The sequence below is a fragment of the Mesorhizobium sp. L103C131B0 genome (assembly GCF_000502275.1).
In the GTDB taxonomy this organism is placed as follows: domain Bacteria; phylum Pseudomonadota; class Alphaproteobacteria; order Rhizobiales; family Rhizobiaceae; genus Mesorhizobium.
The window spans coordinates 116,776-142,380 of the sequence record NZ_AYXC01000004.1; the positions used below are offsets into that span (position 1 = coordinate 116,776).

Annotated in this window: 30 protein-coding genes; 7 read left to right on the plus strand and 23 right to left on the minus strand. The window is 63.8% G+C overall.

Features of this window, described 5'->3' with window-relative positions:
- Positions 1–73 precede the first annotated feature (73 nt).
- The 15 genes from X730_RS154435 to X730_RS154365 all read right to left on the minus strand — a co-directional run bounded on the left by X730_RS154435 (position 74) and on the right by X730_RS154365 (position 14,423).
- Positions 74–841, minus strand: a complete 768-nt coding sequence (locus tag X730_RS154435) for an ABC transporter permease (RefSeq protein WP_031196783.1) — start codon at positions 839–841, stop codon at positions 74–76.
- Positions 838–1,776 (minus strand): ABC transporter ATP-binding protein, encoded by a 939-nt coding sequence (locus tag X730_RS154430; RefSeq protein ID WP_023826073.1) that lies wholly within the window; start codon positions 1,774–1,776, stop codon positions 838–840. Before X730_RS154430 ends, X730_RS154435 begins: the two co-directional genes overlap by 4 nt.
- Positions 1,773–2,936: an ABC transporter permease gene (locus X730_RS154425; RefSeq protein WP_023826074.1), complete on the minus strand. Its 1,164-nt coding sequence runs from the start codon at positions 2,934–2,936 to the stop codon at positions 1,773–1,775. The genes X730_RS154430 and X730_RS154425 overlap by 4 nt, the downstream gene beginning before the upstream one ends.
- Positions 2,937–3,252: 316 nt before the next feature.
- Positions 3,253–4,164, minus strand: a complete 912-nt coding sequence (locus tag X730_RS154420; protein ID WP_023753651.1) for an ABC transporter substrate-binding protein — start codon at positions 4,162–4,164, stop codon at positions 3,253–3,255.
- A gap of 178 nt (positions 4,165–4,342) precedes the next feature.
- Positions 4,343–5,560 carry an MFS transporter gene (locus X730_RS154415; RefSeq protein WP_023753652.1) on the minus strand — a complete coding sequence of 406 codons (1,218 nt, stop codon included), beginning with the start codon at positions 5,558–5,560 and terminating at the stop codon, positions 4,343–4,345.
- On the minus strand, positions 5,557–6,057 hold the full coding sequence (gene nusB / locus X730_RS154410; RefSeq protein WP_023682390.1) for a transcription antitermination factor NusB: 501 nt from the start codon (positions 6,055–6,057) through the stop codon (positions 5,557–5,559). Before nusB ends, X730_RS154415 begins: the two co-directional genes overlap by 4 nt.
- Entirely contained in the window at positions 6,054–6,548 is a 495-nt protein-coding gene (gene ribH, locus X730_RS154405) for a 6,7-dimethyl-8-ribityllumazine synthase (RefSeq protein WP_023693260.1), read from the minus strand. The genes nusB and ribH overlap by 4 nt, the downstream gene beginning before the upstream one ends.
- Before the next feature lie 78 nt (positions 6,549–6,626).
- A complete protein-coding gene (locus tag X730_RS154400; RefSeq protein ID WP_032895488.1) occupies positions 6,627–6,806 on the minus strand; it encodes a hypothetical protein in 180 nt (59 codons plus the stop codon).
- On the minus strand, positions 6,806–7,423 hold the full coding sequence (locus X730_RS154395; RefSeq protein WP_023708666.1) for a riboflavin synthase: 618 nt from the start codon (positions 7,421–7,423) through the stop codon (positions 6,806–6,808). Before X730_RS154395 ends, X730_RS154400 begins: the two co-directional genes overlap by 1 nt.
- A 1-nt stretch (position 7,424) precedes the next feature.
- A complete protein-coding gene (gene ribD / locus X730_RS154390) occupies positions 7,425–8,555 on the minus strand; it encodes a bifunctional diaminohydroxyphosphoribosylaminopyrimidine deaminase/5-amino-6-(5-phosphoribosylamino)uracil reductase RibD (RefSeq protein WP_023753654.1) in 1,131 nt (376 codons plus the stop codon).
- A 2-nt stretch (positions 8,556–8,557) separates the two neighbouring features.
- Positions 8,558–9,052, minus strand: a complete 495-nt coding sequence (gene nrdR, locus X730_RS154385; RefSeq protein ID WP_023669351.1) for a transcriptional regulator NrdR — start codon at positions 9,050–9,052, stop codon at positions 8,558–8,560.
- 138 nt (positions 9,053–9,190) lie between these two features.
- Positions 9,191–9,775: a hypothetical protein gene (locus tag X730_RS154380; protein ID WP_023753655.1), complete on the minus strand. Its 585-nt coding sequence runs from the start codon at positions 9,773–9,775 to the stop codon at positions 9,191–9,193.
- Between the two features lie 79 nt (positions 9,776–9,854).
- Positions 9,855–11,168: a serine hydroxymethyltransferase gene (gene glyA / locus X730_RS154375; protein WP_023826075.1), complete on the minus strand. Its 1,314-nt coding sequence runs from the start codon at positions 11,166–11,168 to the stop codon at positions 9,855–9,857.
- A 171-nt stretch (positions 11,169–11,339) separates the two neighbouring features.
- On the minus strand, positions 11,340–12,986 hold the full coding sequence (locus tag X730_RS154370) for a Na+/H+ antiporter (RefSeq protein WP_023826076.1): 1,647 nt from the start codon (positions 12,984–12,986) through the stop codon (positions 11,340–11,342).
- A 183-nt stretch (positions 12,987–13,169) separates the two neighbouring features.
- Positions 13,170–14,423 (minus strand): L,D-transpeptidase family protein, encoded by a 1,254-nt coding sequence (locus X730_RS154365; protein ID WP_023682396.1) that lies wholly within the window; start codon positions 14,421–14,423, stop codon positions 13,170–13,172.
- A gap of 127 nt (positions 14,424–14,550) precedes the next feature.
- Here X730_RS154365 and X730_RS154360 point away from each other — a divergent pair, with 127 nt between their 5' ends.
- Complete coding sequence (locus tag X730_RS154360) at positions 14,551–14,802, plus strand: hypothetical protein (protein WP_023693254.1); 252 nt, start codon at positions 14,551–14,553, stop codon at positions 14,800–14,802.
- Here X730_RS154360 and X730_RS154355 read toward each other — a convergent pair whose 3' ends face one another.
- From X730_RS154355 to X730_RS154345, 3 genes are all read right to left on the minus strand, one after another.
- Positions 14,803–15,318: a winged helix DNA-binding protein gene (locus tag X730_RS154355; RefSeq protein ID WP_023826077.1), complete on the minus strand. Its 516-nt coding sequence runs from the start codon at positions 15,316–15,318 to the stop codon at positions 14,803–14,805. It lies immediately after the preceding gene.
- Between the two features lie 203 nt (positions 15,319–15,521).
- Positions 15,522–15,944 (minus strand): DUF6163 family protein, encoded by a 423-nt coding sequence (locus X730_RS154350; RefSeq protein ID WP_023682398.1) that lies wholly within the window; start codon positions 15,942–15,944, stop codon positions 15,522–15,524.
- Positions 15,941–16,975, minus strand: a complete 1,035-nt coding sequence (locus X730_RS154345) for an enoyl-CoA hydratase/isomerase family protein (RefSeq protein ID WP_023826078.1) — start codon at positions 16,973–16,975, stop codon at positions 15,941–15,943. The genes X730_RS154350 and X730_RS154345 overlap by 4 nt, the downstream gene beginning before the upstream one ends.
- 180 nt (positions 16,976–17,155) lie before the next feature.
- Between X730_RS154345 and X730_RS154340 the strand changes: the two genes are divergently transcribed.
- Complete coding sequence (locus tag X730_RS154340; RefSeq protein ID WP_031196787.1) at positions 17,156–17,662, plus strand: pyridoxamine 5'-phosphate oxidase family protein; 507 nt, start codon at positions 17,156–17,158, stop codon at positions 17,660–17,662.
- An 88-nt stretch (positions 17,663–17,750) separates the two neighbouring features.
- A complete protein-coding gene (gene hemB / locus X730_RS154335) occupies positions 17,751–18,806 on the plus strand; it encodes a porphobilinogen synthase (RefSeq protein ID WP_023826080.1) in 1,056 nt (351 codons plus the stop codon).
- A gap of 34 nt (positions 18,807–18,840) precedes the next feature.
- On the opposite strand, the gene X730_RS154330 is transcribed toward hemB, so the two are convergent.
- Positions 18,841–19,167: a DUF1330 domain-containing protein gene (locus tag X730_RS154330; protein ID WP_023673003.1), complete on the minus strand. Its 327-nt coding sequence runs from the start codon at positions 19,165–19,167 to the stop codon at positions 18,841–18,843.
- Positions 19,168–19,343: 176 nt separating this feature from the next.
- Here X730_RS154330 and X730_RS154325 point away from each other — a divergent pair, with 176 nt between their 5' ends.
- Positions 19,344–20,039 (plus strand): helix-turn-helix domain-containing protein, encoded by a 696-nt coding sequence (locus X730_RS154325; RefSeq protein WP_023682403.1) that lies wholly within the window; start codon positions 19,344–19,346, stop codon positions 20,037–20,039.
- 109 nt (positions 20,040–20,148) lie between these two features.
- Positions 20,149–20,793, plus strand: coding sequence for a dihydrofolate reductase family protein (locus tag X730_RS154320; RefSeq protein WP_023689515.1), 645 nt, complete (start codon positions 20,149–20,151; stop codon positions 20,791–20,793).
- Positions 20,794–20,978: 185 nt separating this feature from the next.
- Here the strand turns inward: X730_RS154320 and ppk2 are convergent, their stop codons facing one another.
- Positions 20,979–21,899: a polyphosphate kinase 2 gene (gene ppk2, locus X730_RS154315; protein WP_023689516.1), complete on the minus strand. Its 921-nt coding sequence runs from the start codon at positions 21,897–21,899 to the stop codon at positions 20,979–20,981.
- A gap of 243 nt (positions 21,900–22,142) precedes the next feature.
- Between ppk2 and X730_RS154310 the strand changes: the two genes are divergently transcribed.
- A complete protein-coding gene (locus tag X730_RS154310; RefSeq protein WP_023700559.1) occupies positions 22,143–23,186 on the plus strand; it encodes an aldo/keto reductase in 1,044 nt (347 codons plus the stop codon).
- 20 nt (positions 23,187–23,206) lie between these two features.
- On the opposite strand, the gene X730_RS154305 is transcribed toward X730_RS154310, so the two are convergent.
- The gene (locus X730_RS154305; RefSeq protein ID WP_023682407.1) at positions 23,207–24,178 is read right to left on the minus strand and encodes a glycosyl transferase family 90; all 972 of its coding nucleotides are present in this window, start codon (positions 24,176–24,178) and stop codon (positions 23,207–23,209) included.
- A 178-nt stretch (positions 24,179–24,356) separates the two neighbouring features.
- On the opposite strand from X730_RS154305, the gene X730_RS1000000166060 reads away from it, so the two are divergent.
- Positions 24,357–24,515 (plus strand): hypothetical protein, encoded by a 159-nt coding sequence (locus X730_RS1000000166060; RefSeq protein WP_023673009.1) that lies wholly within the window; start codon positions 24,357–24,359, stop codon positions 24,513–24,515.
- A gap of 72 nt (positions 24,516–24,587) precedes the next feature.
- On the opposite strand, the gene X730_RS154300 is transcribed toward X730_RS1000000166060, so the two are convergent.
- Positions 24,588–24,848, minus strand: coding sequence for a DUF982 domain-containing protein (locus tag X730_RS154300; protein ID WP_023682408.1), 261 nt, complete (start codon positions 24,846–24,848; stop codon positions 24,588–24,590).
- An 82-nt stretch (positions 24,849–24,930) separates the two neighbouring features.
- Complete coding sequence (locus X730_RS154295) at positions 24,931–25,596, minus strand: GntR family transcriptional regulator (protein ID WP_023689520.1); 666 nt, start codon at positions 25,594–25,596, stop codon at positions 24,931–24,933.
- Between the last annotated feature and the right edge of the window lie 9 nt (positions 25,597–25,605).

Consider the following 25,605-nt stretch of genomic DNA (forward strand, 5'->3'; position numbering starts at 1 on the left):
GGCCGATGCCTTGCTATTAGATCGGTTGAAATGACGCTGCGTCAGTCACTGCTTGCCCGCAGTCCAGCGAAGGTCAGTCGCCAGTCTCCTGCCCCATCTTGCGCGCCGTGTAGCGTTCGACCGCCGAAAGGCCGTCATAGATCAGCACCGCAAGGGCAGCGACGATCAGGCCGCCTTGCAGGACGAAGGCGAGATTGTTGGACAGCAGGCCGGCGATGATCACCTCGCCCAGCGTCTTGGCGGCAACCGTCGAGCCGATCGTCGCCGTGGCCAGGCTGATCACCACCGACAGCCTTATTCCGCCCAGAATGATCGGCGCGCTCAGCGGCAATTCGACCTTGACCAGTCTTTGCCAGCCCGTCATGCCGGCGCCGCGCGCGGCCTCCATGATGTTGCCGGGCAGCGTTGTGAGGCCGGTCAGCGCGTTCTCGAAGATCGGCAGCAGGCCGTAGAGAAACAGCGCAATCAGCGTCGGCTTCTCGCCGAAACCGACGGCGGGCACCGCCAGCGCCAGCACCGCCACCGGCGGAAAGGTCTGGCCGATATTGACCAGACTGCGCGACAGCGGCAGGAATTCGGCGCCCGCCCGCCTGGTCACCAGGATGGCAAGCGCCACGGCAACGATGGTCGCGGCGACGGTAGCGATCAGCACGGTCCTGAGATGCAGCAGGGTCAGCGTCAGCAGGCTGCCCTGATTGTAGATCGCCGGCGCATTGTTTTCGGTCAGCGGCTTCAACAGCGGCTCGAACCAGCCGGGATTGGTGACGAAGGCTATGAGAAGCACCACCAGGGCAAGCCTGAGCAGCGAAGGCAGCCAGGCTTTTAGACCGGCCCCTTTCATGCCGGCCTCGCCGCGCGCTTCACCAGCCCGTCGACGGTGACGCGGCCGAGCAGCTTGCCGTCTTCGCCCTTGACCGGCAGCGCCGGCCGGCCCGACCACAGAAGCTCGGCCAGCGCGTCGCGCTGGCTGGCGTCGCCTGGGATCGCCTCGCCTTCGGCAGTCCCCTTTTCCACGGCGTCGCGCACGCGGCCGAGCGACAAGAGCCGGAACGGCTTTTCGCTGGCGCCGACCAGGGTTTCGACGAAGGCGTTCGCCGGCCGCGCCAGGATCTCTTCCGGCTTGGCGTATTGCACCAGCTTTCCGGCATCCATGACGGCGATCTTGTCGCCCATGTGGACGGCCTCCTCCATGTCGTGGGTAACGAGGATGATGGTGGTGCCGAAGCGCTTCTGGATTGCCAGCAGGTCCTCCTGCGCCTTGGTGCGGATGATCGGGTCGAGTGCCCCGAACGGTTCGTCCATCAGAAGCACATTGGGCTCGGCGGCGAGCGCGCGGGCGACGCCGACACGCTGCTGTTGCCCGCCGGACAGTTCGTGCGGGTAGCGCGGGCCATAGGCCTCGGGGTCGAGCTGGTAGAGTGTCATCAACTCATCGACGCGGGCCTTGATGCGGTCCTTGTCCCAGCCCAGCAGGACCGGCACGGTGGCGATGTTCTGCGCAACGGTGCGGTGCGGGAACAGGCCGTGGCCCTGGATAGCGTAGCCGATGCTGCGGCGCAGCTCGTAGCCGGGCAGCGTGCGGTTGTCGTTGCCGTCGAGCTTGATGACGCCGGCGGTCGGCTCGACCAGCCGGTTGATCATTCGCAGCAGCGTCGTCTTGCCGGAACCGGAGGTACCGACAATGACGCAAACCGTACGCGGCCGGACGACCATGGACACGTCGTCGACCACGGTCGTCGCGTCATAGCGCTTGGTAATGCCTTCGATCTCGATCATGCCGTTTCAACCCTGCGCCTGGTGGCGGTCATTTCGATTACTGCGTCGAGGATGATGGCCGCGGCAAAAGCCAGCGCCACCGTCGGCACGGCGCCCAGCAGCACCAGGTCCATCGCCGTCTGGCCAACGCCCTGAAACACAAACACACCGAAGCCGCCGCCGCCGATGAGTGCTGCGATGGTGGCCAGGCCGATGTTCTGCACCAGCACGATGCGGATGCCGGTGAGGATCACCGGAAAGGCCAACGGAAACTCGACGCCGAACAGGCGCTGGCCATCGGTCATGCCCATGCCGCGCGCTGCATCATTGGCCGCGCGGGGTACGCCGGCAAGCCCGACCACGGTGTTGGCCACCACCGGCAGCAGCGAATAGAGGAACAAGGCAACGAAGGCGGGCGCGGTGCCGATGCCTCTGATACCGAGCGCTGCGGCACCCGGAACATGGGTGGCGACCCAGCCGAGCGGTGCGATCAGCAGGCCGAACAGCGCGATCGAGGGTATGGTCTGGACGATGTTGAGCACGTTGAGCACACCGGCGCGCAACCGTTCGACGCGATGGCATAGAATGCCGAGCGGCAGGCCGACGATCACCGCCGCCGCCAGCGACCCCAGCGCCAGTGTGATGTGCTTGGAGCCTTCGGCCCAGAAACTATCGGCGCGGTTTGCATATTCCTTGAGGATCGACAGGCTGTCCCACTGCCCCGATATCAGCAACAAGCCGATGGCCAGCGCCGCGACGACGAGCACGCCGACGCGGGCCGGTGGCGACAGGTTGAGCCTGGTCAGCACGTCGGCGAGCAACAATGTGAAGGCAAAGATCAACAGCCAGAACCCGGAAGCCGGCGAGATGCGGGCGAAGGTGTTGCCGGCCGGCATCAGGAAGGTGCCGGCGACACCGATCAGGATGGCAAGGGCGGCGAGCGCCACGACGCTTGCGGCCAGGCGCAGGCCAAGCGGGGTTTTCAGCAAGGCAACAATTGCGGCCACGACGACGACTGCCAGCAGCAGCGGCCCGATCGTTGCGGGCAACGCCTCCAGCATCGAGCGCGCCTGACCGGGGACGATACGATTGGCGCGGAAGGTGGCGAACGGGGCCAGAAACGCCGCATAGGCAACGATCGCCGCGATAACCATGCCGAGCTTGTCGAAACGCAGGGTCATGGATGCCCCTCATGAGGAGCGATTTTCCACGTTGCGCAGACTACGCTGGTGATCGGCGAAAGCCGACGCGAAATCCGATCTCCCCCTTTGCGGGGGAGATGGCCGGCAGGCCAGAGGGGGGTGTGAAGGATCGCCAGCTTTCGAGCGTCGGCCTGTTCGGAAGCAACCCTGTTGAGGCACGCACCTGCTACCGGTTGTGAGGTCGGCGGGACAGCATCCCCCTCTGTCCTGCCGGACATCTCCCCCGCAAGGGGGGAGATCAGCAGCTTCCAGAGAGGGGTGTCTCGCACCAGCGTCACGATCAGCTATGCGCTGACTACTTCAAAAACCCGTTCTTCTTCAAAAAGTCCTCGGCGACACCCTTGACCGGCTCGCCGCCGACCTGGACGCGGCCGTTGAGTTCCTGCAGCGTGACGAGGTCGAGCTTGGCGAACACCGGCTTCAACAGCGTCTCGATCTCCGGATGCTCTTTCAGCACCGCTTCGCGGATGATCGGCGCCGGCTGGTAGACCGGCTGCACGCCCTTGTCGTCGGCGAGCACGACCAGGCCGGACGGCGCGATGCCGCCGTCGGTGCCGTAGACCATGGCGGCGTTGGCGCCGTTGGTCTGGTTGGCGGCAGCACCGATTGTCGCGGCGGTGTCGCCGCCCGAAAGCGTGATCAACTGCTCCGGCTTCAGCGTGAAGCCGTAAGTGGTCTGGAACGCCGGCAGGGCTGCCGCCGAATTGACGAACTCGGCCGACGCCGCCAAAACCACCGTGCCGCCGCCGGCAACGTATTTGCCGAAGTCGGAGAGCGTGGCCAGCTTGTTGGTCTCGGCAACCTCCTTGCGCAGCGCGATCGCCCAGGTGTTGTTGGCCGGTGACGGCGACAGCCAGACGATCTTGTTGGCGTCGTAGTCGAGCTTCTTGGCGGTCTCATAGGCCTTGGCGGCATCCTTCCAGACCGGATCGTCGGCCTTCTCGAAGAAGAAAGCGGCATTGCCGGTGTATTCGGGATAGATGTCGATCTCGCCGGCAGTGATCGCCTTGCGTACCACCGGCGTGCCGCCGAGCTGGATGCGGTCGGTGGTCTTGATGTTGTTGGCGTTGAGCACAAGCTGGATGATGTTGCCGAGCACGCCGCCCTCGGTGTCGATCTTCGAGGAGACGACCACCTGGGCATTGGCGGAGGCGGCCGTGATGCCGAGCGCCAACGCCGCGCCGGCCAGAATATTGACTGAAAACATTGTGAAAACCCCTTGCTTTGGACCGAAATGCGGTGGCCGCATATGAGCATGGCTTCAACGCCCCGTCGGGGCACACGGTTTCATAACAATGGGTACAGACGCAATAATTTTGTGCGGTCGCCGCGATTTCGGCCGCCGCCATGCTGACACGTCGTGCCAAGCCAAAGATAGAACCGGATCAGGCGCGGGCTTTGCGCGATCCGGTCAGTTTGAGCGCGCCAAGGGCGACGAAGCAGAGGGCGACGACCGGGAAAACCAGCCAGTTCAGCATCTCCCAGCCCCAGGCATTGTAGATGGCGCCCGACATTAGCGAGGCGAAGGCGACGGAGCCGAACAGGACGAAGTCGTGGAAGCCCTGCACCTTGCTCTTTTCGGACGGATGGTAGCTGTCGGCGACCATGGAGGTGGCGCCGATGAAGGCAAAATTCCAGCCGAGGCCAAGCAGGATCAGCGCAGTCCAGAACTGCCACAAATGCAGGCCGGACAATGCCACCGCGGCGCAGCCGATGAGCAGGACCAGGCCGGTTGCGACGATGCGTTCGGCGCCGAAGCGATGGATCAGCGATCCGGTGAAGAAGCTCGGCGCAAACATCGCCATCACATGCCAGGAAATGCCGAGCGTGGCGTCGTCCGTCGACAGGCCGCAGCCGACCATGGCCAGCGGCGCGCCGGTCATGACGAAACTCATCAGCGCATAGCTGCCGACGGCGCAAAACAGTGCCGCGACGAAACGCGGCCGGGTGACGATCTCGGACAGCGGCCGGGCGTCGCTTGACGCGACTTCCGCGTGGCCGGGAGCCTTGGCCGGGATGCGCAGGAATGACAGGATGATGGCGCCGGCCGCCGCCAGAACCGGAATGGCCACGAACGAGCCGGCAAACATCACCGGCGCCAGCAATTCGCGGGTGAAGATGACGATCTGCGGCCCGAGAATCGCGGTGATGACGCCGCCGGCCAGCACGAAGGAAATGGCGCGCGCCTTGAATTCGGGCGGAGCATTATCGGCGGCGGCGAAGCGGAACTGCTGGACGAAGGCGCCGCCGACGCCGATCACCAGCAGCGCGAAAGCGAACAGCCAGAAGCTGGCGTGGAACAGAGCCAACGTGGAGATGACGCCGCCAAGCGCGGTGACGATGGTGCCGGTCATGAAACCGCCGCGCTGGCCGAGCCAACGGATGATGGCCGCGGCCGGCAACGCGCCGAGCGCCACGCCGATGTTGAAGCCGGTGATTGGCGCCGTTGCCAGCGACTTATCGGGGCCAAGCAGATATTGCCCGGCCAGCCCGCCCATGGAAATGGCAATCGGCGCGGCCGAACCGATAATCGCCTGCGACGTCGCCAGGATGATCGCCGTGCGGCGCGCTTCCCTTGCTGCGCCGGCGACGGTGCCGGTCACAATGCGTCCTTGCCGCGCCCCTCGCCCCGCACCCGGCGCGACACACGGTCGAGCACGGCGTTGGTCAGCTTCGGCTCGTCTTCCTCGTAGAAGGCCTTGGCGATGTCGACATATTCCGAAACGATGACGGCCACCGGCACGTCGTCGCGCTTCATCAGTTCGTAGACGCCGGCGCGCAGGATGGCGCGCAACGTCGAGTCGAGTCTGGACAGCGGCCAGTCTTCCGTCAGCGCCTGGCGTATGATCGGATCGATGGTCGTCTGGTTCTCGACGACGCCGGCCAGGATGGCGCGGAACCACTGCGCGTCGGCCTCGCGATAAAGCGCGCCGTCGACTTCCTTGCCGAGCCGGAACGCCTCGTATTCGGCGGTGATCTCGAAGACGCCGCTGCCGGCCACGTCCATCTGGTAAAGCGCCTGCACGGCGGCCAGACGGGCGGCGCCACGCTTGTTGGCGTGGCGTATCGCGGGCTGGCCGGGCGAAGCGGGTTCGCTCACGATTGCGCTCCCAGCTTCTCCTTGAGCGCGATCATGGTCAGCGCCGCGCGCGCGGCAAAGCCGCCCTTGTCGCCCTCCGAGCGCTTGGCGCGCGTCCAGGCCTGCGCGTCGTTCTCGGTGGTCAGGATGCCGTTGCCGATCGCAATCGCTTCCTGCACCGAGAGATCCATCAGCGCGCGGCTCGATTCATTGGCGACGATGTCGAAATGATAAGTGTCGCCACGAATGATGGTGCCGAGCGCGACAAAACCATCATAGTCCTTGCCGCCCTCGCCCATGCCGTCGAGCGCAAAAGTGATCACTGCTGGAATTTCCAGCGAACCGGGAACGGTGACGACGTCATAGGTCGCGCCGGCTTCGTCGAGCGCGCTCGTCGCGCCGTCGAGCAGCGCGTCGGCAAGATCGTCATGAAAGCGCGCCTCGATAATCAGAAGGTGGGCCTTCTTCTTCGGGCGAATGAACGCTTTGCCGTGTTGGGATGTGCCTGCCATGAATGTCTCCGGGGGTAGCCGGTGACTTAGGCCGAAGCCGGTTTGATCGCAAGCGGAAGATTGCTGGAGGTGAGGCCGTCAGATACCGGTAGCCTCGCGATACCGACGCACTGTATCGCGAAGACGATCGTTTATGGGCTGAGCATTGATCAGAGCTTCAGGGAAAACCTTGCGATCGTTGACCGACAAACCGAGGCCGAGCGCGTCCTCAGTGTGGAGCTCTTCCCGCTGCCCGAAGTGAATTTCGTCTTTTGTCATCACAAACCTTCCTTCGCGGCCTCGACCAGCCGCGCGGCGTAGCGGGCCATGGTGTCGATCTCGAGGTTGACCTTGTCGCCGACCTTGCGCTCGCCCCAGGTGGTCACGGTCAGCGAATGATGGATCAACAGCACGTCGAAACGGGCGCCTTCGACCTTGTTGACGGTGAGTGAGGTGCCGTCGAGTGCGACTGAACCCTTGGGCGCGATGAATTTCGCCAGTTCGCGTGGCGCCTCCAGCGTGAAGCGAACGGCATCGCCTTCATCCTTGCGCTCGGCGATTTCGGCCATGCCATCGACATGACCCGACACGATGTGGCCGCCGAGTTCGTCGCCGATCTTCAGTGCCCGCTCGAGATTGACCTTGGTGCCTGATTTCCAGCCCGACGCCGTGGTCAGCCTCAGTGCCTCTTCCCAGGCTTCGACCTCGAACCAGCGGGCGTTCGAGCCGCCATCTGGCAGCGCCGTCACCGTCAGGCAGACGCCGCCGCAGGAGATCGAGGCACCGATGGCGATCGTCGCGGGGTCATAGGCGGTGTCGATGCGCAGGCCGACGCCTTCGCTCAGCGGCTTGACGGCCGCGACGGTGCCGATATCGGTGACAATTCCAGTGAACATTTCAGATATCTCTCACCCATTCGGCATAGCTGTCTTCCCCGAAGCGCATCTCGCGCAATTTGCGGAAGCCTGCCGGGATATGGTTGGCGTCGATGGGCGATGCAATGCCGCCCTCGCCGATCGCTTCCGGTCCCTGGAACAGCACGATGCGGTCGATCAGTCCTTCGGCGAGGAAGGCGCTGGCCACCTTGGCGCCGCCTTCGACCAGAACGCTGGCCATGCCGAGCGCGCCGAGATCCTCGAGCAGTTCCGGCAAGGCCACGCCGCCTTCATGGGTTTCGGTGCCGATGAAGCGCACGCCGGCACGCTCCAGCACCGACCGCCGTAGCGGATCAGCCTCCAGGCTCGCGGCGACATAGAGCGGCACCCGGTCGGTGCCGGAGACCAGCTTCGAGGCTTCCGGCAGCCTGATCTGGCGGTCGAGCACGATGCGCGCCGGCGAGCGGTTCTCCAGCCCCGGCAGCCTCACGGTGAGCGCGGGATCATCCTCCAGCGCCGTGCCGATGCCGACCAGTATGCCATCGGCTTCGGCGCGCATCAGATAGACTTCGCGGCGGGCGATATCGCCGGTGATCGCGACCTGGCCGGCGCCATGCCTGCCGATCTTGCCGTCGCTGGAAAGCGCAAGCTTCAGAGTCACTTCCGGACGCTTTTTCATGGATCGAATCAAATAGCCGGCCATCTGCTCGGCGGCTTCCTCGACCAGCACCTTTTCGACCACTTCGATGCCGGCGGCGCGCAGGATGGCATAGCCTTTGCCGGAGACGCGCGGATCGGGATCGCTGGCGGCGCCGACGACCCGCGCCACTCCGGCATTGACCAGCGCGTTGGCGCAAGGCGGGGTGCGGCCATGGTGGGCGCAGGGCTCCAGCGTGACATAGGCGGTGGCGCCGCGCGCCAACTCGCCGGCTTCAGTCAGCGCCTCGGTCTCGGCATGCGGCCGGCCGCCAACAGCCGTGACCCCTGTGCCGACGATCATCGGGCCGGCGCCATCGTCGCGAACGATTATGGTGCCGACGGAAGGGTTGGTCGAGGTGCGGCCGGCATTTCTGCGCGAGAGCCTCAGCGCCGCGGCCATGAAGCGGCGATCGAGGGCCTGCTGATCGGCCTTCCCTGACGTTTGGCTTGCCATGCTCAGCCGGCGTCCTCTTCGCTCTTCAGCTCGTCGCCTTTGAGTTCGTCACCTTTGAGCTCACCCAGCACGTCATGGAAGTCCTTAGCCTCACGGAAATTGCGATAGACCGAGGCGAAGCGGACATAGGCGACGTCGTCGAGCGACTTCAGCGCTTCCATGACGAGCCGGCCGACCTCGCCCGAGGCGATTTCAGTCTCGCCGGAGCTTTCGAGCTGGCGCACGATGCCGGTGACGGCGCGGTCGATGCGCTCGGGATCGACATTGCGCTTGCGCACCGCGATCTCCACCGAACGCAAGAGCTTGTCGCGGTCGAACGGCACCTTTCTGCCGGACTTCTTCACCACCACGAGGTCGCGCAACTGGACGCGCTCGAAAGTGGTGAAACGGCCACCGCAATCGGGACAGACGCGCCGCCGGCGGATCGCCGCGCCATCCTCGGCGGGGCGCGAATCCTTCACCTGCGTATCTTCGGACTGGCAATAGGGACAGCGCATGGAGAGCCTTCAGGTTGGCGATTCTGGCGGAACGATAGGCTTAGAGGTTTTTGCCGGGACGGCAAAGGTTCGGCAACGGCCGCTCGCGCCCTCAGAGATAGCGAGGCGGGAGGAAAATTGCCAGCCGCGCCAGATATGTCAGGGGGCGACGTCCTTGGTCGGGAAGCCGCAGGACGTTCCGAGGTTGCGGTAGGCCTTGGTGAAGCCATCCATCGGGATGCTGGCGACAGCCTGCTTGCCGAACGTCACATCGAGCGAGATGACCTGGCGCATGGCCCGCAACAAAGCGAGACTGGTCTTGACCTGGTTGTCGACGGTCCAGCTCGGGCGGCCGGCATCATTGGAATAGACGGTCGCGGAAACCTTGACGCCGGGGTCGCCAAAGGTCGCGGCGATCTTCTTGCCGGTCGGCAGCTCCTTGTTGGCGATGGTGAACATGATCGCCGGATAGGCATCGGGCGGCAGGGCGTCGCCAGTCGAGATCGAAAGCGTCAGCGTGCCGGCATTGCCGTTGCCGTCGACAAAGGCTGTCGAGGCCGCACAGGTCTTGTGCGAATCCTGGCCGGTGTCGAGCGCATCGATGATCGTGGTCCACCTGCCAAAGGTGCTGGTGGCCGGGATATCCGTGCCCGGCTGCGTCTGCTCCTCGGCGATCGCGCACGACACAGTGAAGGTGGCAAGCAAGCCGAGGAAGGCCAGAACGGCAGGATGGAACATGCGCATCGTCAGATCTCCACAGGCCGCGCCGCCCGGACAGCAAGCGGCGCAGAGCGCGGGATAAAAGACGATGCGCCGCTGGCGGTCAACCGAGATAGGGATAGAGCGGGAAACGATCGGTCAGCGCCACGACCTTGGCCTTCACGGCTGCTTCCACAGCCGCATTGCCTTCGTCGGAATTGGCGACCTTCAGCCCGTCCAGCACCTCGGCGATCAACTTGCCGATCTCGCGGAACTCGGCCTGGCCGAAGCCGCGCGCGGTGCCGGCCGGCGTGCCCAGACGCACGCCCGAGGTGACGAAAGGCTTTTCCGGATCGAACGGGATGCCATTCTTGTTGCAGGTGATGTTGGCGCGGCCGAGCGCTGCCTCGGCGCGCTTGCCGGTGGCGTTCTTGGGCCTGAGATCGACCAGCATCAGATGATTGTCGGTGCCGCCGGACACGATGTCGAGGCCGGTTTCCTTGAGGCTCGACGCCAGCGCCTTGGCGTTGGCGGCGACGCTCTCGGCATAGAGCTTGAAGCTCGGCTTCAGCGCCTCGCCGAAGGCGACAGCCTTGGCGGCGATGACATGCATCAGCGGCCCGCCCTGCAGGCCGGGGAAAACCGCCGAGTTCATCTTCTTGGCGATGTCCTCGTCATTGCACAGGATCATGCCGCCGCGCGGGCCTCGCAACGATTTGTGCGTGGTCGTGGTCACGACATGGGCGTGCGGCAGCGGTGACGGATTCACGCCGCCGGCAACCAGGCCGGCGATATGGGCCATGTCGACCATCAGATAGGCGCCGACCGCATCGGCGATCTCGCGAAAGCGCTTCCAGTCCCAGATGCGCGAATAGGCGGTGCCGCCGGCCAGGATCAGCTTCGGCTTGGTCTCATGCGCGGTCTTTTCGATCGCGTCCATGTCGAGCAGATGGTCGTCCTTGCGCACGCCATAGGAAACGACCTTGAACCATTTGCCGCTCATATTGACGGGCGAGCCGTGAGTCAGGTGGCCGCCGGAGTTCAGGTCGAGGCCCATGAAGGTATCGCCCGGCTGCAGCAGCGCCAGGAAGACCGCCTGGTTCATCTGGCTGCCGGAATTCGGCTGGACATTGGCGAAGTTGCAGCCGAACAGCTTTTTGGCGCGCTCGATGGCGAGTTCCTCGGCGACGTCGACGAACTGGCAGCCGCCATAATAGCGCTTGCCCGGATAACCCTCGGCGTATTTGTTGGTCATGATCGAGCCCTGCGCCTCGAGCACGGCGCGCGAAACGATGTTTTCCGAGGCGATCAGCTCGATCTCGTGACGCTGGCGGCCAAGCTCGTTGCGGATCGAGCCGAAGATCTCCGGATCGGCATCTTCCAGCGTGGTTTCGAAGAAGGATTCGAATTTGTTCGACGCTGCCGCTGCAGTTGCCATGGCCTGAAATCCTTCGGTTCGGGGCATTTATCTATGTATATCGTTGCCCCGAAACCGCTGCACGGTTCCGGGCGACATGCATTGCCGCGCCATTAACACAGTTGTTTTCGCCTCGCCACGTTTGCAGCGCGAAATTTGCTGGCCGGATTGCGCCAGAGCGGCCCTGAACCGCTATTTTCGCTCCTGCCGCCCCTGCAGCAAGGCTTCGGTGAGCGTGATCTCGGTAAACAGCGCCCGCGCCGTATGGTCGTTGATCGCGCCGCTGCTTAACATGTCGCGCACGGCGATGCGCTCGGCCTCGATGCCGGCAAGCCGCATTTCGAGCTCCAGCCGCCCGGCTTCGCGGGCCTCCGCCCGGGCGTCGTCGGCCTCGTCCGAGGTGGCGATGCGGCGCCGGTAGCCGGCGACGATGTTTTCGGCGGCGGCAAGCCTGGCGCCGGGGACCTCGCCCTGGTCGTCGTCGCTGGCGCCCGCCATGCTTTCGACGCGGGCGATGGCCGCCTTGGCGGCGCCGATGCGGGCGAGACGCTCCTCGATGGCGCTGCCATCCTCGCCCGGCTCGACCAGTCCGTGCGCTATCTTCGGCAGCGCCACGCTGGCGATGGCGAGCGAACAGATGATGACGCCGGCGGCGAGGAAGATCACCAGGTCGCGCGCCGGAAAAGACGAGCCGTCCGGCATGGCAACCGGCAGCGACAGGATGCCGGCCAGCGTGATCGCGCCGCGCACGCCCGCCACCGAGCCGGCAAGCCGCACACGCATGCCAAACGGCTCGGCCTTGCGCTTTCCCCATTTTGCCTTGAGGCCTGCCGCGATATCGCCGACCCAGATCCAGAGGAAGCGCAGCGCGATCAGGCACAGCGTCAGCGCTATCACCGTCGCGACCGGCTGGATGATCGGGTAATGGCCGGTCAGTTCGGGCGGCACGCGGCGAATGATTTCGGGAAGCTGCATGCCGAGCACGATGAACAGCGCGCCATTGTAGACGAAGGACAAGGTCGTCCACAGCGAGATCGTCTGCATGCGCGCCGAGACGCCGAGGAAGCGGAAGACGCCGGAGCCGCCGGTCAAAAGCCCGGCGGTGACCGCCGCCAGAATGCCTGAGGCATGCAGATGTTCGGCGACGAGATAGGCAATGAAGGGCAGCAGGACCATGACCAGAACCTGCGCCTCGGCCGGAACGCCGCCGATGCGATTCAGAAGCTGCAGCAGCCTGGCGGCGATGAACAACGCAGCGATGCCGGCCAGGATGCCGATGGCGACGGCATAGACGAAGGACAGCGATGCATCGGCGAAGGAAAAGCTGCCGGTCACGGCGGCGGCGACGGCGAAGCGGAACATGACCAGGCCCGAGGCGTCGTTGAGCAGCGCCTCGCCTTCCAGAATATGCATCAGCCGCGCCGGCACCAGGCTTCTGTCGACGATCGAGGACACCGCCACGGCGTCGGTCGGGGACAGCACGGCGGCGAGCGCGAAGGCGACGACCAGCGGGATGCTCGGCACCAACCAGTGCAAGGCATAACCGAAGCCGACAATGGTAAAGAAGACCAGCCCGATGGCCAGATCGAGGATCGGTCCGCGCAGCGCGATCAGCTCGCGTTTTGGCGCTCCATAGGCATCGCCGAACAAAAGCGGCGGAATGAACACCAGCAGGAAGAGTTCGGGGTCGATCTCGACATGGATGCCTTTCACCGGCCAGGCGAGCGCGGCGCCGATGGCAATCTGCAGCACCGGCAGCGGCACCCGAACCAACCGCACCAGTGCGCCGGAAAGAGCGACGAAGACCAGCACGGCGAGGATGAAGATTGCGACCTGCATGGCGCGATTCCGGCTGTTTTGAGGACCATGCGCAATTGCCGTTAGTCCGTCCAGATGGGCCTGCGGCGCAACGTCCGGCAGTGTTCATGGCCTGCATGGCTGGCGGCCACCAGTCTTCTTCTGTTGGGATGTCGAACGGAAAAGGCCACCTTGCGGTGGCCTTTCCTGAAGGAGATCAGCAGCTTAGAGCGAAGAGGTGATCTGCAGTTCGCTGGCGCCATCGAGCGCGTAGACGTCGTCGCGGAACTGCACGACGCCCGGACCCGTCGACCAGGCCGACACATAGAGGAAGTGGACCGGAACCGGGTTGACGACCTGCACCGGCGTGTTCTCGCCGGTCTTGATGGTCGCCTCGAAATGCTGGCGGTCCCAGCCGGGTGTGTCGCGCAGGATCCATGTGACGAGGTCGCGCACGTTCTGGACACGCACGCAGCCCGAGGAATCGAAGCGCATCATCTTGCCGAACAGGCTTTGCTGCGGCGTATCGTGCATGTAGACGCCGTCGGGGCTGGGGAAGTTGATCTTGACCGAAGCCATGGCGTTGCCGGAACCCGGATCCTGGCGGAAGCGGTATTTTGCGGCATCATCCGTCGACCAATCGACAGTCATCGGATCGACTTCGCTGCCATCCGGCGCAAACAGGCGGATATGGCTGTCCTTGAGATAGTCGGGGTTCTTCCGCATCAGCGGAATGATGTCCTTGCGCACGATCGAGACCGGCGCGTTCCAGTAAGGATTGACGATGATCTCGTTGATCTTGGAATTGACCACCGGGGTCTGGCGGTCGATCTTGCCGACGATTGCGGTGTGGCGCAGCACGACCCGATCGTTCTCGACCGCCTCGATCTGTGCCGCCGGGATATCGACCAGCACATAACGGCTGCCCAGCGTGCCGGCCTTTTCGCGCAGGCGCTCCAGATTGGTCTGCAGCTGACCGAGGCGGATCTGCGCCGAAACGTTCATCGCGGCATAGGTGTATTTGCCCATGGCGCCGTCGGCCGGCAGGCCATGGCGCGCCTGGAAGCGCTTGACCGCGGCGTCGACGTAGGAATCGAACGACGTCGAAATGCCGGCGCTCTGCGCCAGGTCGCCCGAAACCATCAGCCGCTTGCGCAGCGGCACCACGTCCGGATCGTCGACGCCAAGCTGCAGCTTCTTGGTCGCTGGCACCTCGCCCCAGCCGCCCTGGGCGACGATGTTCTGATACTGCGCCACCGCCTGTTCGGTGAAGGCGACCGTCTGCAGGCTGAAGATCGGCAGCGTCGAGGCGACCTTGCCGCCTTCGGAGGCGCGGGCGTCGAACTGGTCGTCCCAATTGCCACGGTTCGAAGACTTCAGGATATCGTCGATCACATCCTGCGCGCTGGCGGCATTGGCAACCATGGCAACGGCGAGCGCGGAAGCTCCGGAAAGGAAAAAGCGGCGGCTGGTTCTCATGGACGTTCCAGACATTCTTGTCGTGTTTGGCTTGTAGCGTTTGGCTGTTGCAGCGTTCGGCTACGTGCTCGATGTTGGGCGATATCGCCCGCACTCTAAAGTTGGCACTGTTAACAATTAGCCAACCATGACCTGCGTCACCTGGCCGTCAAAAGCGGACGGCGATGCGACCTTACAGGCGCGCGAACAGCTTTCGCCGCCGCATACCCACAGCCCTCGCTTCCACCGCGAATATGGCGGCAACGTGGCTTTGCGCCGAATTGGAAGCGCAGGCGGCTCGAAAAAGAAAAGGCCGGTGCTTTTCGGCACCGGCCTGTTGACTGAGACTTGCCTCCGGCCGCGCTTCTTCCGGCGCAGCTGCTATTCAATGGCCCGCTGATTACATCCGGTAGGCGATGGTGTCGTTCCAGAAGCGGTCGAGGCGCTGCAGCGCGCGGTTCATCTGCTTGAACTCTTCGCTGTTGATGCCGCCGACCTGTTCGATCGAGCCGACATGGCGCTCATAGAGACCGGCGACGACTTCCGCCACTTCATTGCCCTTCGGCGTCAGCGAAACGCGGACCGAACGGCGGTCGATGCGCGAGCGCTGGTGGTTGATGAAGCCGAGATCGACCAGCTTCTTCAGATTGTAGGAGACGTTCGAGCCGAGATAGTAGCCACGCGAGCGCAGCTCGCCGGCGGTCAGCTCGGAGTTGCCGATGTTGAACAGAAGCAGCGCCTGGATGGCATTGATGTCGGAACGGCCATTGCGGTCGAACTCGTCCTTGATCACGTCAAGCAGACGGCGATGCAGACGCTCGACCAGCTGCAGCGATTCCATGTAAAGCGAACGGATAGCCTCGCGGCGATCGTCGGATACGTGGGCGGTCTTCGCCGCCGGACGCGAATTGATCATTGTCTTTGCCTCTCGTTTGTCGCCCTGGTGATTTTTTGTTTTTCACCTTGATTGCGACACTATCGAATACTCATAAAATTCGACTTAAACGCTAGGGCTAACAAGAGCTTACCGGTAATAGGTTTCGCAAGACGCTTAACGAACGGTCACCCGAGCAAGGATAATTAACCTAAAGATTTAGCCAATGGCTGCGGGGCGGCGTTTCAGGCGCGCGCAGGGCGCTTGCGCATCCAGATGACGACGCGGAAGGCGATGTAGAGCAGCGCGACCGCGGCATGCGAGAAGACGATCAGCGGCCGGTGGCCGTAGAGATCGGGGAAGCCGGCATACATTATGGTCTCGGTGACAGCACAGATGAACCAGATCACCGGGCCCCACGACGCCAGCATCCACAGGCCGGCGGCGGCGAAGGGGAAGAACACGGCCAGCATCACCGCCACGACCTGCCAGTGCACCGGCATCAGGTCGAAGCGCCACAGCGGGCCGGGATAAAAACCGATCAGCCGGATCCAGTACAGGATGCCGAACAGCAGGCAATAGCCAGCTATGACGCGCTGGAACCAGGCGAAGATGATCTCGACGCCCGAGGGCTGCAGCACGATGCGCCGCGACGTGACCTCGCTCACAGTTCGAGCTCCCGTTCGAGCGGCGCGAAATAGGCGTCCACCGAAGCAGCGTCGACCTCGGCCAGGCTTGCCGGCCGCCACTGCGGCGTCGAACCCTTGTCGACGAGGACGGCGCGGATGCCTTCATAGAAGTCGTGCCCGGCCAGCATGCGGTTGAGGATGCGGAACTCCATCTTCATGCAGGCTTCCATCGACAGCGTCAGCCCGGCGCTGATCTGGCGCCACGCGACATTGAGGCTGGTCGGCGAGCGGGTGCGGATGGTGGCCAGCGTCTTGGCGGCAAACTCGTCGGCGCCTGCCGCCCGCTCCAGGCTCTTGAGGATTTCGGCGAGCGAGGGTTGGGAAAAATGCCGGGCGATGGCTTCCAGCACCGGCTGGGCGGTTTCGCGCCGGGCCGGCACGAAGAAGCCGCGCAGCACCGATTCCGGATCGCCATTGGCGCAGAGCCGATCGAGAAAGGCGGATTGGTCGGCGGCCTTTATGGTGTGGGTGGCCAGGCCAGACCACAGCGCATCGCCATAGCGGATGCGGTTGCCGGTCAGCGCCAGATACATGCCGAAACTGCCGCCAAGGTCAGGCAGAAGATGGCTGCCGCCGACATCGGGGAAGAAACCGATGCCGACTTCGGGCATGGCGAACTGGGCGTTCTCGGTCAGCACGCGCTGCGAGCCGTGGAACGAGATGCCGACGCCGCCGCCCATCACGATCCCGTCGATCAGCGCGACGTAGGGCTTTTTGTAACTGTTAATGCGGGCGTTAAGCCGGTATTCGTCGGCGAAGAACTCGACCGGCGGCTTTCCGGCGCGGGCCTCGTAGACGTGCATGATGTCGCCGCCGGCGCAAAACGCCCTGCCCTCGGCCTTGACGACGACGACATCGATGCCGGCGTCGCGCTCAAAAGCGTCGAGCGCCTTGTCCAGCGCCTTGATCATGCGATGTGTCAGCGCATTGAGCGCCTGCGGCCGCGTCAGCGTGACGACGCCCGCCTTGCCCAACCGTTCGAAGCGGATCTCGTCGCCGCCAAAATCCATCGTCAGAGAATCCCTCCCCGCGCCTGCGGGACTGAAGTGCTAAAGGTGGCGCATGGGTGCGTCAACCGGCGGGCGCGGTTTGGATTTTCGCAAGGGAACGCGACCGTGCTTTGCCCCCGACAGAAATGCGCGCAAAATTGCCGGGCAAAACAGCCTTTCTTCTGATGCAGGGACAAACGCATGACGCTTGAAACCGCAGCGCCGAGCCATGGCTGGGAGATGCCGAAAAAGTTCGACCCGGATGATGTTCTCAGCCGCCCGCTGATGGCCAATCTGGCGACCGTGACCGCTGACGGCGCGCCGCTCAACGCGCCGATGTGGTTCATCTGGGAGGACGCTGCGATCTGGCTGCTCGGCTCGACCGGGGCAAGTGCTGTCAAACACCTCGAACGCGACCCGCGCTGCGCCGTGGAGATCGTCCATTTCGACAATGAGGCCGGCATCCTGCTGCATCTCGGCCTGCGCGGCTCCGCCACCATCGAGCCGATGGCGCCGAACCGCTTCAAACGGCTGCTGCACAAATATCTCGGCCCGGAGGCGACCTGGAACCGCTGGTTCATCGACAATGTCGCCGACATCGGCCATCTGGACGGGCGCCTGATCCGGCTTGCCCCGAAGAGCATCTTCACCAACAATGTGTCGTTCTTCAAAACCGGCCCCGAGCTGGCGTGGCCGCCGAAGCCGTAAGCAGCGCGTTATCGACTGGCACAATCGTGTCGCATTGGTCAGCGGCAAGGCCTCGTGGTAAAAGCCGCCCCGACCCGGAGTTTTTGCGATGAACAAATTCACCCCCGCGACGAGCAACAAATTCGCGCCGGCAAAGCCCGCCGGTGCGCGCAGCGTCGACGAGATCACCGGCAGCCGCCGCTTGCGGCGCATGCGCAAGGCCGACTGGTCGCGCCGCCTGGTGCAGGAAAACAGGCTTACGGTGAACGATCTGATCTGGCCGATCTTCGTCATCGACGGCAAGAACACGCGCGAGCCGATCGCCGCCATGCCCGGCGTCTTCCGCCTGTCGCTGGACCTCGCCGTCAAGGAGGCCGAGCGGGCCGCTAAGCTCGGCATTCCGGCGATCGCCACCTTCCCCAATGTTGAACTCAGCCTGCGCGACCAAACGGGATCGCACATCCTCGACCCGGAAAACATCATCAACCGCGCCACCCGCGCCATCAAGGACGCGGTGCCCGAGATCGGCATCATCACCGATGCCGCGCTCGATCCGTTCACCTCGCACGGCCATGACGGCATCTTGCGCGACGGCATCATCGTCAATGACGAGACAGTGGAACAGGTGACCGCCGCGGCCGTCATCCAGGCAGCGGCCGGCGCCGACATCATCGCGCCGTCCGACATGATGGACGGCCGCATCGGCGCCATCCGCGACGCACTCGACGCCAACGGTTTTTCGGATGTGGCGATCATGTCCTATGCGACGAAATTCGCCTCCGCCTTCTACGGCCCCTACCGCGAGGCGGTCGGCACCGCCGGCCTGCTCAAGGGCGACAAGAAGACCTACTATCTCGACCACGCCAATTCCGACGAAGCGGTGCGCGAGGCCGAGCAGGATATCGCCGAGGGCGCCGACATGCTGATGGTCAAGCCCGGCCTGCCCTATCTCGACATCATCCGCCGGCTGAAGGACGAGTTCCAGATGCCGACCTTCGCCTACCAGGTGTCAGGCGAATATTCGATGATCAAGGCGGCGGCCGCCAATGGCTGGATCGACGGCGAAAAGGCAATGCTGGAGAGCCTGCTCGCCTTCAAGCGCGCCGGCTGCGACGGCATCCTGACTTACTTCGCGCCGGAAGTGGCGCAAATGCTGAAGGGATAGCCGGAACCTGGATGCTCCGGGTTCCGGCTTTTCCTCACGCCTTTGGCAAATAAGGAATCGTTCCGGCGAGATCGGTATCGTCGATCAGTTGGAAGCGGCTGTCGCTGCCCTTCCGGCGCTCCGCCACAAACGGAGCGTATTGCGGATCGTTGGTGAAGGCTTCGGCTGCCTTTGCCGACGGAAACGCCATGATGGCGATCAGGCTGGTGTCGAGCGGCTTGCCCTCCAGCGTCTTCACATTGCCGCTGCGGGCGAGATACTTGCCGCCATGCTTGTGGACGAGGTCATGCACCGAAGCGGCATAGGCCGGCACCCATTTGTCGTCCTTCACCTTGATGTCTGCGATCACGTAAGCGGTCATTGTCCAACTCCTCATGGATCGGCACCGGACTGCCCGGTGACGTGACCGCTGCCTCGCATGGCGGCGCCGGACCGCTCCAGTCACAGAACTGTACCGGGGGTGCCAGTACAGCTTCTGTACTGGCTGAACTCAGGTTTTCTGAATAAGGTCCGGCAACATCTTTTGGAGCTCACCACATGACACAAGCCGGTTACAAGCAATTCTGCCCGCTCTCCATGGCCGCCGAGCTGCTCTGCACACGCTGGACCATGGTGCTGCTGCGCGAACTGGTGGCGGGATCGACCCGCTTCAACGATTTGCGCCGCGGCGTGCCGAAAATGTCGCCAACCCTTCTGTCGCAACGGCTCAAGGACCTCGAGGCCGGCGGCATCGTCGAGCGGACCGAGATCGCGACCGAGAAGGGCGTGTTCGAATACCGGCTGACCGAGGCGGGCCGGGATTTGCGCCCGGTTGTCGAGGCGATGGGGTTTTGGGGCCAGAAATGGGTCGAGGCCAGGCTGTCGCTCAAAAACCTCGATCCGTCGCTGCTGATGTGGGACATGCGGCGCAATCTGAACCCCAGCCCGCTGCCGGACGGGCGCACCGTGATACAATTCCTGTACCATGACCTGCCGGCGTCAAAACGATCGTGGTGGCTGATCGTCGAAAAGCAGGGCGAGGTCGATCTTTGCTGGTACGATCCGGGCTTCGACGTCGATCTCTACGTCTCGACCGATCTGTGCACCATGACCTCGATCTGGATGGGGCTGACGACAGTTCACAAGGAACGCGACAAGATCAGCCTGACCGGCGATCTCGACGTCGCCGGCAAGATGCAGATCTGGCTTGGGCTCAGCCCGTTTGCGGTGATGCCGAAGCGCGTGGCGGCTTGAGTCCCTGCGCATTCCACAGATCGGTTTGCCTCTAAAAATACTAGTTGCAAAATGCAATCAGTTTGAGTACTGATTGCAAATCACAACTGGTCACCAAAGGGAGTCTTCCATGTCCAAACTGCGCGTCAATGCCTTCACCTTGTCGCTCGACGGTTTCGGCGCCGGTCCTGACCAGGACCTGCAAAATCCGCTCGGCGTTGGTGGCGAAGATCTGCACAAATGGATGACCGGCACCCGCACCTTCCACGAGATGGTCGGCAAGGATGGCGGCAGCACCGATGTGGACGACCGGTTCACCGTCCGCAGCTTCGACAATGTCGGCGCCTGGATCCTCGGCCGCAACATGTTCGGCCCGATCCGCGGCGAATGGCCGGATGAGAACTGGAAGGGCTGGTGGGGCAACAACCCGCCCTATCACGTGCCGACCTTCGTGCTGACCCATCACAAGCGCGACCCCATTGTGATGGAAGGCGGCACCATTTTCCGCTTCGTTACCGGCGGCATCCACGCCGCGCTCGAACAAGCAAAGGCTGCGGCCGGCGGCAAGGATGTCCGCGTCGGCGGCGGCGTTTCCACTATCCGGCAATATCTCAAGGAGAAGCTCATCGACGAGTTGCATCTGGCTGTGTCGCCAGTGTTGCTCGGGAGGGGCGAGAGCCTGTTTGCCGGGCTGGATATGCTGAAGCTGGGTTACCAGTGCACCGAGCAGGTGGCCACGGCGCTCGCCACGCATGTGACGATCAAGCGGGTGTAGTGGCGAAGTGATAGGCGCAGGCTTCTTTCTCCCCGTTCTACGGGGAGAAATGCCCGGCAGGCAATGAGGGGCAGCGCTGCTTTGGAGGTTAGCAGCGTCCGACGGCTGTGAATTCGTCGCCGGAGCTGCCCCTCATCCGCCCTTCCGGCACCTTCTCCCCGTGAAACGGGGAGAAGGAAAAGTGCTCAATACTTCTCCGGCACGTAAAGCTCGCGCGGCAGGACCTGGCGCTCGTACTCCGGGTTGAACACCCGCTCGGGCAGCGTGATTTCTTCGTGCGGCACGTCCTCATAGGGCAGCTGTTTGAGGAGATGGTCGATGCAGTTCAGCCGCGCCCGCTTCTTGTCGTTGCCTTCGACGATGTACCACGGTGCCTCTGGGATGTTGGTGCGGGCAAACGTCTCTTCCTTGGCCTTGGTGTACTGCTCCCAGCGCACGCGCGACTGCAGGTCCATCGGCGACAGCTTCCACTGCTTCATCGGGTCGTGGATGCGCATCATGAAGCGCATCTGCTGTTCCTCGTCGGTGATCGAGAACCAGTATTTGACCAGCGTGACGCCGGAGCGGACCAGCATGCGCTCGAACTCCGGCACGTCGCGGAAGAACTCTTCGACCTGATCGGGTTCGGCAAAGCCCATCACCCGCTCGACGCCGGAGCGGTTGTACCAGGAGCGGTCGAACAGCACGATCTCGCCGCCGGCCGGCAGATGCGGCACGTAGCGCTGGAAATACCATTGTGACTTTTCGCGCTCGGTCGGCGCCGGCAGCGCCACGACGCGGCAGATGCGCGGGTTGAGGCGCTGGGTGATGCGCTTGATGACGCCGCCCTTGCCGGCGGAATCACGGCCCTCGAAAACCACCACCAGCTTCTTCTTGTGGTAGGCAACCCAGGACTGCAGCTTGATCAGTTCCGACTGCAAGCCGATCAGGTCGCGGAAATACTGCATGCGATCGATCGACGGCGGATGCGCGTTCTTGTAGATCTTGGCGATCTCCAGCGACAGCGCCGGCTCCGAGATTTCCAGCTCATAGTCCTCATCGAGCGTGTCGGCGAGTTCGGCTTCCAGCCAATCCCTGGCCGCAGAATTCTGCTTTAGCTCATTCATTTCCACTGCTCCGCTTGCCGGCTGACATGAAACCCTGAGCCGACTTGATATAGGCCGGCAATGACGGTTTTATTGCAAGCCGCCGGCCAGCCGGTCATCACTGCAAACCAGCGAGCATTGCCGATCCATCGCCCTGGGATGGCGACAAGCCGCTCAAATTGTCCTACAAATGGCGGACCCGTTCGGGCTTCCCCGCCCTTTCCTGCTAAAACCACCTCCCCACCAAAACTACGAGGATCTGACATGGAATACCGCACGCTTGGCCGTTCCGGCTTGAAAGTTTCGGCGCTGACCTTGGGAACCATGACCTTCGGCGGCAGCGGGCCGTTCGCTGCCGTCGGCAATTCCGATCTCGCGGAGGCCTCGCGCATCATCGACACTTGCATCGATGCCGGCATCAATCTCATCGACACCGCCAATGTCTATTCCAACGGTCTGTCGGAAGAGATCATCGGCGAGGCGCTCGGCGGCAAGCGCAAGAACGACGTGCTGATCGCCTCCAAGGCGCGCATGCGGATCGGCAAGGGCCCCAATGACGAAGGCCTGTCGCGCCATCATCTGATCCGCGAATGCGAGAAGAGCCTGAAGCGCCTCAGGACCGATGTCATCGACATCTATTTCCTGCACGAATGGGACGGCGCGACACCGCTCGAGGAAACCATCTCCGCGCTCGACACGCTGGTTGCCCAGGGCAAAATCCGCTATGTCGGCTGCTCCAACTATTCCGGCTGGCAGGTCATGAAGGCGCTCGGCATCAGCGACAGCCAGCACCAGCCGCGCTTCGTCACCCAGCAGATCCACTACACGCTGGAAGCACGCGAGGCCGAGTATGAGCTCTTGCCGATCTCGGTCGACCAGGGCCTTGGCGTGCTGGTGTGGAGCCCGCTCGCCGGCGGCCTGCTGTCGGGCAAATACCGCCGCGACAGTCCGACGGCGCGCCAGATCGGCGGCTGGTCGGAACCGCCGATCCGCGACGAGGGCCGGCTGTGGCGGATCGTCGACGTGCTGGTCGACATCGGCGCCACTCGCGGCGTCTCGGCGGCCCAGGTGGCGCTGGCTTGGCTGCTTGGCCGGCCGGCCGTCAGTTCGCTGGTGATCGGCGCACGCAACGAGGCCCAGTTGAAAGACAATCTCGCCGCGGCAAGCCTGACGCTGTCCTTTGATGAACGCCAGCGTCTCGATGCCGTCAGCCGGCCGCCGGTGCTCTATCCCTACTGGCACCAGCAGTTTACGGCGAAGGACCGCTTCGGCCCGGCCGATCTGGTTATGGACCGCAGCGTCATCTGACTTAAGGGCGCCGGAAGCGGCTAGCCCGCGATAAACCGCCAGACCTGCGGATCGGGCTCGATCTGGCCGCTGAGCACGAAATATTTGTAGAGCACGAGCAGGCAGATCGCCTGCTCGGCCCGCTCGTCGGCGAATTTGCGGCAATAGGCGTTGGCCGCCGCAACGATGCGCTGGGCCTCGGCCGGATGCTGCTCGAGATGATGCACCCGCTCGGCCAGATCGCTGAAGTCGGGCGCCAGCGGCACATAATGGACATCGGGCTCGAGTTGCCCCTCGGCGAACCAGGTCTCGTAAGTCGGCGGCGGCATCAGGCAGAGCGAGTTCGAGCTCATGATCCATTTCAGATTGGTCGCGACATCATTGCCTTCGAGCGAGATGATGTAGCGGTAGCGGCGCTGCTGATCGATGCTGAGATAGGGCTTGCGGTATTCCGCAAGTGCTGTCGCCCTCGGCGTGCCGACATCGCAGAACGGCAGATTGCGGGCTGCATCCAGCAACAAGGTGCGGATCGGATTGTTGAGTTCGCCGCGCCAAACGACGAGCGGATGCTTGTCGGCGAAGGCGACATCGTCGGCCGGCATGTAGAAATGACGGAACTTGTTCAGCTTGAACAGGACGCCGTTGCCGTTGTCGCCCGCTATCGGCCGGTCCTTGACGATCGACGGCATCTTCGGCACTTCGATGACGTCGCCGAATTCCAGGTCGATGCGCAGATCTGGGTCGAAATAACGGGTGAACTCCTTCAGATCGTAATAGTACATGCTGCGGTCCGACGGCAGCCGGCTGACCGGCACGGCCTCGGGGCTGGGGCTAAAAGGCTCCCGCAGCGTGTTGTAGTAATTGAGCCGCTGGCGGACCGATGCGTCGGAAAGCCTGGCCTGATCGAGCAGCCGGCCGAGCCGGCGCCGGAAAAGAACCGGCGGCGCGATGTCGCGCATGGCGTTGCGCGCATAGTAGATCAGCTTCTGTGCGTTTCTTTGAAGCGTGGCCATCGGTCGTTTTGATTCGAAATCGGTCGGCGGCGGCTCCAGCAACTGTCCCGCAGCCTTTTCTAAACCATTGTGTTCGCCATCACGCAAGTCCAGAACCGCTGGCATCTGCCCTCGCGGCGCTGTTGTGTTTGCCGGCCAATGCTTCTAGGCAGGATCAGGCACAGCGAAAGGAAACGATATGGCTCGACCACCGAATTACGGTCAGGAACGCAAAGAGCGCGACCGGCAGAAGGCCGCCAAGAAGGCGGAGAAGCTCGCCGCCAAGGTCGCGGCCAAGGAGCGCGCCGAGCCTGAGAACGAGGCAAGTTCCAAAACCGACACCGAGACAGAAAAATAGGCAAGACAGGATCACCGGCCCGCGAAACGGGCCGGATCCTGGCAAAATGCCGGTGTGATCAGGCCGATGTGATCAGGCCGGGGCCTTGTCGCTGACGAAGACGTTCACCTCGCGCGCGGCGGCGATGAAGGCGCGTCTTGCAATCATCGCCGGCTTGTCGCCGGCCAGCGCGTCATGGCAGGCCTGCAGCGCTTCGCGGTGCTTGGGGCTGCGCTTGCCGGGCCAGCTGTTGAGCAGGTAATCGGAAGCCTCGCGCACCGTACGCAAGAGCTGAGTGCTTCCCTCCGTGCCCGACTTAACGGTCACGGGTGTTTCAAATCGGTTGTTTTCCATGGCCGCCTCTTACGCCATCGGCGTCCGCGAAGCGAGGCCGAAAGCGGATCGCGACGGCGTTCTTTCGTTTTCGTGACCAGTATCAAGCGGCGACGACGGCAAAACCCCTGGCGCGTAGGCCGCGCCGGTCATTGTGCAACGACGTCACCAGGCGGGCGCGGCTGCCGGCTATATGGGCGGAAAGTCGCGCCGCCGCCGCATCGGCATCGCCGGCCCGCACCGCTGCCAGAATGGCGTGATGCTCGCTCCAGGCGCGGCCAAGGGCCGCCTCGTCGCGCACCTCCAGCCAGCGCGCCCGCGACAGCCGCGTCATGGCATCGCGCACGGCCCGAAACAGGAACTCGTTGCCGGAGAGCCGCGCCAGTTCGATATGGAAATCCATGCCGACGCGGTGCCATTCCTCGCGCGGCGTGGCAGTGTCGCAGGAGTCCAGCATCGCCTCGATGACATCGGCTGCGCTCCTGTCGGCCAGCGCCGAAGTCAGCCTGACCGCCGCGACCTCGACCGCTTCGCGGTACACCGCGATCTGTTCCAGTTCGGCAAGGTTGATCGGCGACACGGTCCAGCCGCGCCCGTCGCGGCAGATCAGCCCTTCCGTCTCCAGCCGCAGCAGGGCTGCCCTGACCGGCGTGCGCGAGGCGCCGAAGCGGCTCTCGATCCAGCGCTCCGTCAGCCGCTCGCCAGGACCGACCTCAAGGCCAAGGATCATCTCGCGAAGCGCTTTTTCGACGATCTGCATCTGCGACATAGTTGCTTC

Coding starts and splice junctions, on each gene's coding strand:
- X730_RS154435 (WP_031196783.1), bottom strand. CDS start 841: ATGAAAGGGGCCGGTCTAAAAGCCTGGCTGCCTTCGCTGCTCAGGCTT.
- X730_RS154430 (WP_023826073.1), bottom strand. CDS start 1,776: ATGATCGAGATCGAAGGCATTACCAAGCGCTATGACGCGACGACCGTG.
- X730_RS154425 (WP_023826074.1), bottom strand. CDS start 2,936: ATGACCCTGCGTTTCGACAAGCTCGGCATGGTTATCGCGGCGATCGTT.
- X730_RS154420 (WP_023753651.1), bottom strand. CDS start 4,164: ATGTTTTCAGTCAATATTCTGGCCGGCGCGGCGTTGGCGCTCGGCATC.
- ribH (WP_023693260.1), bottom strand. CDS start 6,548: ATGGCAGGCACATCCCAACACGGCAAAGCGTTCATTCGCCCGAAGAAG.
- X730_RS154400 (WP_032895488.1), bottom strand. CDS start 6,806: ATGACAAAAGACGAAATTCACTTCGGGCAGCGGGAAGAGCTCCACACT.
- X730_RS154395 (WP_023708666.1), bottom strand. CDS start 7,423: ATGTTCACTGGAATTGTCACCGATATCGGCACCGTCGCGGCCGTCAAG.
- ribD (WP_023753654.1), bottom strand. CDS start 8,555: ATGGCAAGCCAAACGTCAGGGAAGGCCGATCAGCAGGCCCTCGATCGC.
- nrdR (WP_023669351.1), bottom strand. CDS start 9,052: ATGCGCTGTCCCTATTGCCAGTCCGAAGATACGCAGGTGAAGGATTCG.
- X730_RS154380 (WP_023753655.1), bottom strand. CDS start 9,775: ATGCGCATGTTCCATCCTGCCGTTCTGGCCTTCCTCGGCTTGCTTGCC.
- glyA (WP_023826075.1), bottom strand. CDS start 11,168: ATGGCAACTGCAGCGGCAGCGTCGAACAAATTCGAATCCTTCTTCGAA.
- X730_RS154370 (WP_023826076.1), bottom strand. CDS start 12,986: ATGCAGGTCGCAATCTTCATCCTCGCCGTGCTGGTCTTCGTCGCTCTT.
- X730_RS154365 (WP_023682396.1), bottom strand. CDS start 14,423: ATGAGAACCAGCCGCCGCTTTTTCCTTTCCGGAGCTTCCGCGCTCGCC.
- X730_RS154360 (WP_023693254.1), top strand. CDS start 14,551: ATGACCTGCGTCACCTGGCCGTCAAAAGCGGACGGCGATGCGACCTTA.
- X730_RS154355 (WP_023826077.1), bottom strand. CDS start 15,318: ATGATCAATTCGCGTCCGGCGGCGAAGACCGCCCACGTATCCGACGAT.
- X730_RS154345 (WP_023826078.1), bottom strand. CDS start 16,975: ATGGATTTTGGCGGCGACGAGATCCGCTTCGAACGGTTGGGCAAGGCG.
- X730_RS154340 (WP_031196787.1), top strand. CDS start 17,156: ATGACGCTTGAAACCGCAGCGCCGAGCCATGGCTGGGAGATGCCGAAA.
- hemB (WP_023826080.1), top strand. CDS start 17,751: ATGAACAAATTCACCCCCGCGACGAGCAACAAATTCGCGCCGGCAAAG.
- X730_RS154330 (WP_023673003.1), bottom strand. CDS start 19,167: ATGACCGCTTACGTGATCGCAGACATCAAGGTGAAGGACGACAAATGG.
- X730_RS154325 (WP_023682403.1), top strand. CDS start 19,344: ATGACACAAGCCGGTTACAAGCAATTCTGCCCGCTCTCCATGGCCGCC.
- X730_RS154320 (WP_023689515.1), top strand. CDS start 20,149: ATGTCCAAACTGCGCGTCAATGCCTTCACCTTGTCGCTCGACGGTTTC.
- ppk2 (WP_023689516.1), bottom strand. CDS start 21,899: ATGAATGAGCTAAAGCAGAATTCTGCGGCCAGGGATTGGCTGGAAGCC.
- X730_RS154310 (WP_023700559.1), top strand. CDS start 22,143: ATGGAATACCGCACGCTTGGCCGTTCCGGCTTGAAAGTTTCGGCGCTG.
- X730_RS154305 (WP_023682407.1), bottom strand. CDS start 24,178: ATGGCCACGCTTCAAAGAAACGCACAGAAGCTGATCTACTATGCGCGC.
- X730_RS1000000166060 (WP_023673009.1), top strand. CDS start 24,357: ATGGCTCGACCACCGAATTACGGTCAGGAACGCAAAGAGCGCGACCGG.
- X730_RS154300 (WP_023682408.1), bottom strand. CDS start 24,848: ATGGAAAACAACCGATTTGAAACACCCGTGACCGTTAAGTCGGGCACG.
- X730_RS154295 (WP_023689520.1), bottom strand. CDS start 25,596: ATGTCGCAGATGCAGATCGTCGAAAAAGCGCTTCGCGAGATGATCCTT.